Source organism: Rhodoferax sp., assembly GCF_014859475.1.
Classification (GTDB): Bacteria; Pseudomonadota; Gammaproteobacteria; order Burkholderiales; family Burkholderiaceae_C; genus Rhodoferax.
This window is the reverse complement of the sequence record NZ_JACUUE010000174.1, coordinates 1-5,238: the sequence shown is the minus strand read 5'-3', so window position 1 is coordinate 5,238 and position 5,238 is coordinate 1. Positions and strand designations below refer to the sequence as shown.

At 62.8% G+C, this 5,238-nt stretch carries 6 protein-coding genes; all 6 read left to right on the top strand.

Annotation, left to right across the window (positions count from 1 at the left end; genetic code table 11):
• A partial coding sequence (locus IBX54_RS12200) for a type I secretion system permease/ATPase (protein ID WP_296542926.1) occupies nt 1-1,920 on the top strand: 1,920 nt, incomplete at its 5' end.
• Nucleotides 1,920-3,335, top strand: a complete 1,416-nt coding sequence (locus IBX54_RS12195) for an HlyD family type I secretion periplasmic adaptor subunit (protein WP_296542925.1) — start codon at nt 1,920-1,922, stop codon at nt 3,333-3,335. The genes IBX54_RS12200 and IBX54_RS12195, both read left to right, overlap by 1 nt.
• Nucleotides 3,332-4,033, top strand: coding sequence for a DNA-binding response regulator (locus IBX54_RS12190; protein ID WP_296542924.1), 702 nt, complete (start codon nt 3,332-3,334; stop codon nt 4,031-4,033). The genes IBX54_RS12195 and IBX54_RS12190 overlap by 4 nt, the downstream gene beginning before the upstream one ends.
• Nucleotides 4,030-4,251 carry a hypothetical protein gene (locus IBX54_RS12185; RefSeq protein ID WP_296542923.1) on the top strand — a complete coding sequence of 74 codons (222 nt, stop codon included), beginning with the start codon at nt 4,030-4,032 and terminating at the stop codon, nt 4,249-4,251. The genes IBX54_RS12190 and IBX54_RS12185 overlap by 4 nt, the downstream gene beginning before the upstream one ends.
• A gap of 257 nt (nt 4,252-4,508) precedes the next feature.
• Nucleotides 4,509-4,646 (top strand): HepT-like ribonuclease domain-containing protein, encoded by a 138-nt coding sequence (locus tag IBX54_RS15260; protein ID WP_367141837.1) that lies wholly within the window; start codon nt 4,509-4,511, stop codon nt 4,644-4,646.
• Between the two features lie 182 nt (nt 4,647-4,828).
• On the top strand, nt 4,829-5,238 hold a 410-nt coding region (locus IBX54_RS12180; protein WP_296542922.1), incomplete at its 3' end, for a retention module-containing protein.

Here is a 5,238-nt window from a genome sequence, read left to right as displayed (position 1 = left end):
CTGCTCCCTGCCGTGGTGCTGCTGCAAGACGAACGGGCTTGTGTGGTGCTGGGCTTCAATGCGCAGCGCGACCAGGTCCAGGTGATCTATCCCGAGTTGCATGAATCCGCTGTCAGCGTGCCGCTGGCCACGCTGGAGGCCGACTACCTCGGCACCGTGATCTATGCCAGGCCCACCCAGCGCTACGACGCGCGCACGCCCAAGGTGCGCGCTGGCCGCCACGGCCATTGGTTCTGGGGTGTCATTGCCGAGAGCACACCGCTTTACCGGGATGTGCTGCTGGCCGCCCTGCTGGCCAATACCTTTGCCCTTGGCATGCCTTTGTTCATCATGAACGTCTATGACCGTGTCGTGCCCAACCATGCCTTCGAGACGTTGTGGGTGCTGGCGCTGGGCTTGTCGATCATGCTCATCAGCGACCTGGTGTTGCGCACCATGCGCGTGCGCTTTGTTGATCTGGCCAGCAGTCGGGCCGACGTCAAGCTGTCGGCGTTCATCATGGAGCGCGTACTGGGCATGCGCATGGAGCAGCGCCCGGCCTCGGCGGGGTCGTTTGCTTCTAATTTGCGCGCCTTCGAGTCGGTGCGCGACTTTATCGGCTCGGCCACGGTGGTGGCATTCATCGACCTGCCTTTTGCGCTGATCTTTATGGTGGTGATTGCCTGGATCAGTTGGTACATGCTGATCCCGCTGGGCGTCGGCGCGTGCGTCATGCTGCTCTACGCCCTGATCGTGCAGGGCCGCATGCACGAGCTGGCCGAAACCACCTACCGTGCCGGCGCCCAGCGCAACGCCACCCTGATCGAGGGGCTGGTGGGTTTCGAGACCCTCAAGGCGCTGGCTGCCGAGGCGCCGATCCAGCGCAAGTGGGAAAAAAGCGCCGCCCTGCTGGCCCGTGTCGGTGCCCAGTTGCGTCTGCTCTCCAGCACCGCCAGCAACACCTCGGCCTTTGTGCAGCAGTTCATCAACCTGTCCATCGTCATCATCGGCGTCTATCTGATTGCCGAGCGCGAGCTCACGCTCGGCGGGCTGATTGCCTGCACCATGCTGGCATCGCGCGCCATGGCACCGGTAGGGCAGGTGGCGGGCTTGCTGGTGCAATACCACACCGCAGACACGGCGCTTACGTCGCTCAATGAAATGATGGCGCGCGACGTGGAGCGCCCGGCCGACACCACCTTCATCAGCCGCGGCCGCCTCAACGGCGCGATTGAATTCCGCGATGTCAGCTTTACCTACCCCGGCCAGACCGCGCCGTCGCTGCGCAAGCTGTCGTTCAGTATCAAGCCCGGCGAAAAAATCGCCATTCTGGGGCGCATTGGCTCGGGCAAGACCACTCTGGAGAAACTCATTCTGGGGCTGTACCAGCCTTCAGAGGGCGCGGTACTGGTCGATGGCATCGACCTGCGCCAACTCGACCCCGCCGAACTGCGGCGCCAGATCGGTTACGTGCAGCAAGATGTGATGCTGTTCTACGGCAGCCTGCGCGAAAACCTCACTTTGGGCGCACCGTCGGCCGACGACGCGGCCATTGTCAAGGCGGCTGAAATTGGCGGCATCCTGAGCCTGGTCAATCAGCATCCCAAAGGCTTCGACATGCTGGTGGGTGAGCGCGGTGAATCCTTGTCGGGCGGCCAGCGCCAGGGTGTAGCCATTGCCCGCGCCGTCATCAACGACCCGCCCATCCTGTTGCTTGACGAGCCCACTTCGTCAATGGACTTTTCGAGTGAGGACGACATCAAGCGCCGCCTCATCGAGTTTGCAAAAGACAAAACCGTCATTCTGATCAGCCACCGCACCTCTTTGCTGGAGCTGGCTGATCGCATCATCGTCATGGATGGTGGCCGCATCGTGGCCGATGGCCCCAAGGACCAGGTGGTTACGGCGCTGCGCCAAGGGCGCATCGGAAAGGCCGCCTGATGGCTATGTTTACCAAAAAAGCCTTTGACGGCACCGGCAAGCTGATCGAGCACGCCGGCAAGGCCGGCGATTACACCTTTGGCCCCTTGGTCAGGCGGCTCACGCCCACTGACATCAAAGAAGACCTCGACTGGGCCGGTGACGCCGACTGGGCGCGTCTGCAGCAGGAGCCGCTGCGCGCCCGCAGTCTGTTGCGTCTGGCTGCTGCCGTGCTGGTGCTGCTGCTGGTTTGGGCCGCCTTTGCCGAGATCGATGAAGTCACCCGCGGCGAGGCGCGGGTGGTGCCCACCAGCCAGGTGCAGATCATCCAGAGCGTGGACGGCGGCGTGGTTGAGGCTTTGCTGGTGAAAGAGGGGCAAATTGTGGAGGCGGGGCAACTGCTGCTGCGTGTTGACCCGACCCGTTTTGTGTCCAACCTGATGGAGAGCCAAGCCAGCCAGACCGCCTTGCAGGCCAAGGCGCTGCGGCTGGAGGCGCTCACGCGCGGCACCCCTTTCGATCCGCCGCCGGAATTAGTGCGCGACGCCCCCGAGGTGGTGGCACAGGAGCGCCGTCTGTATGAGTCGCGCCGCGCCGAAATCAGCGCCCAGACATCCATCTACCAAAGCCAGTTGGTGCAGCGCCAGCAAGAATTGAACGAAGTGCGGGCCCGGCGCAATCAGGCCGAGCGCAGCATTGCGCTGATGACCCAGGAAATCAACGCCACGCGCCCCATGGTGGCTACCGGCGCTGTTTCCGAAGTCGAGATGATGCGGTTGGACCAGCAGATGGCCCGCCTGCGCGGCGACCGCGAGCAGGCCACGGCGCAAATTGCGCGGGTGCAGTCGGCTATCCAGGAAGCCAACAGCAAGATTCGCGAGGTTCAGCTCACCAGCCGCAACCAGATGAGCGTCGAGCTCTCCGAGACCATGAGCCGGCTCGCCAGCCTTGAACAGGGCGGCGTGGCGCTGCAAGACAAGGTCAAGCAGGCCGACATCAAGTCGCCGGTGCGCGGCACCGTCAAGCGCCTGCTCGTCAACACCATTGGCGCGGTGGTGCAGCCCGGCAAGGAATTGCTCGAAGTGGTGCCGCTCGACGACACGCTGATTCTGGAGGTGCAAATTACACCCAAAGACATCGGCTTCCTGCGCCCTGGCCAGCCCGCCATGGTCAAGTTCAGCGCCTACGACTACGCCATCTACGGCGGTCTGGAGGCCGAAGTCTTCCTGATTGGTGCCGACTCGGTGCTGGATGAAAAAGGCAACGCGTTCTACCATGTGCGTGTGCGCACCCACAAACCCAGTCTGGGGCCCACCCTGCCCATCATTCCTGGCATGGTGGCGCAGGTGGATGTGATGACCGGTAAAAAAACGGTGCTGTCCTATTTGCTCAAACCCGTGCTGCGTGCAAAGTCCAACGCGATGACTGAACGATGAGTACACAACACTTCTTTCTCTCCAGTATGGCCTCGACCTTGCCCGAGCGCCTGCGTGAGGCGTTTGCAGACATTGTGCCGCTCGATGCCAACGCCCTGCTGGCACGCTTGCCCAAGCTGTCCGCCGAGCAAAGCCTGGCCTGGCTGAGCACTACCGATACCCAATGGCCGCAGGCCCTGCGTCAAATCTTGCAAGCCAAGCCCGACGCCCGCGTGGTTCTGTTATCGGGTGCGCCCGAGCCCGCCGAAGGCTTGCGCGCTCTTGGCGACGGGGCGCGCGGCTACACCCATGCCTACGGCGTGCCCGCGCTGCTGCAAGAAGTGGCGCTGGTTATTGAGCATGGCGGCCTGTGGGTGGGCCCCGACCTGCTGCAGCGCCTGGTGGGCTCGACCAACGCCGCCCTGGCCGCTCGGCAGGCCGTCAGCAAAGCGCAGGCGCCAGAGGCAACCCCGCCCAACACCGGCCCCAACGCCTGGACCCTCTTGTCAGCGCGTGAGGCCCAGGTGGCGCGCGCGGTGTCGGCCGGCCGCTCCAACAAGGAAGTGGCCGACAAAATGTTTATTTCCGAGCGCACCGTCAAGGCGCATCTGGGTGCTATCTTTGAAAAACTCGGCGTGCGTGACCGCCTGCAACTGGTGCTGCGCCTGGCTGCCTCCCCTGAGCCAGCGCCCAACCCCGCGGAGGAGCCCAAGCCATGAGCCAGCCCGACAAAGTCAGCGCGCTCAGCCAGACCGACACCAGCCTGGCGCGCGTGCTCGAAGACCTGATCGACGTGCTCATCACCCGCGGCGTGATCCAGTTCACCGACCTGCCCGAAGCGGCCCAGGCCAAGCTGCTCGAACGGCGCGAAACCCGCGCCAGCCTCAACGACCGGCTGCAACTTTTCCCCACGGGCGACGACAACGACCTGGTTTAGCCGCGTTTTGCGGGCATGTGTTCAAGTGACTGATCAGGCAACCATGCGATCTTCAACAGAAACTCTGCTGGCAAGCGATGGGCCCGTTGTGACAATGATTTGCACGGCGTTTTCGAATGCGATGGCTGTTTACGCCTTCGGTAGCCAGCTCCGGGATGAGGCGGGGAGCGAGAGCGACCTCGACACAGCCAGAGCGCCACTGCTGCGCGACATCGCAGTCACTGGATAGATCAACCATTGGCTGATGCGCTGAAAAAATGGTTGCGTTTCGCAACATTGCAGTGCACAACTACCAGAGCCTGCTGCTTCCGATCCTGGTGGATGTCATCACCCTGCACCTGGGTGAGTTTTTGGAATTTACCCGGAATGTGCTGAAGCGGGATTCTGTAAGTTGACTGAATCGGTGTCTATGCGGCAGGTGTCCCCTTGGTCGGGAAGACTTCATTCGTCCATTCGAGCCTCCAAAATTTGTACCTAAGTCCAATAGCCAAGCGGTGCTGATTGCCTTACTCTGCGCCCATACCTTGTTAGCCCTGAGCACATTTGCCCGGGCCCCATTTTTTAACTGGAGATCATCATGGCCCAAATTGCCACTGTCGCAGCCCTCACCGGCACAGGCACTGCCTTCGCAGTCAACGCGCAAGGCGTCAGCCGCGAGCTCAAGGCCGGAGACATCCTGCAAAAAGGTGAAACCATCCGCACCGTGGGCGACGTGCAAGTCGAACTCCTGATGGACGACGGCAGCTTGCTGGCCGTGGCCCCAGGCCAGGTCATGCGTCTGGACGAGAACGTAACCGAGTCCGACCAGCGCCCCACCGCGCAAGACAGCGCCGTGACCGCCCCCGACGCCACCGCTGAAACCATCCTCCAGGCCCTGGAGCGCGGCACCGACCTGAGCACCGAGCTGGAAGCCACTGCGGCTGGTTTGGGTGGCGGTGGTGCTGGCGCTGACGGCGGCATCAGCTTTGTGCAATTGCTGCGCATTGT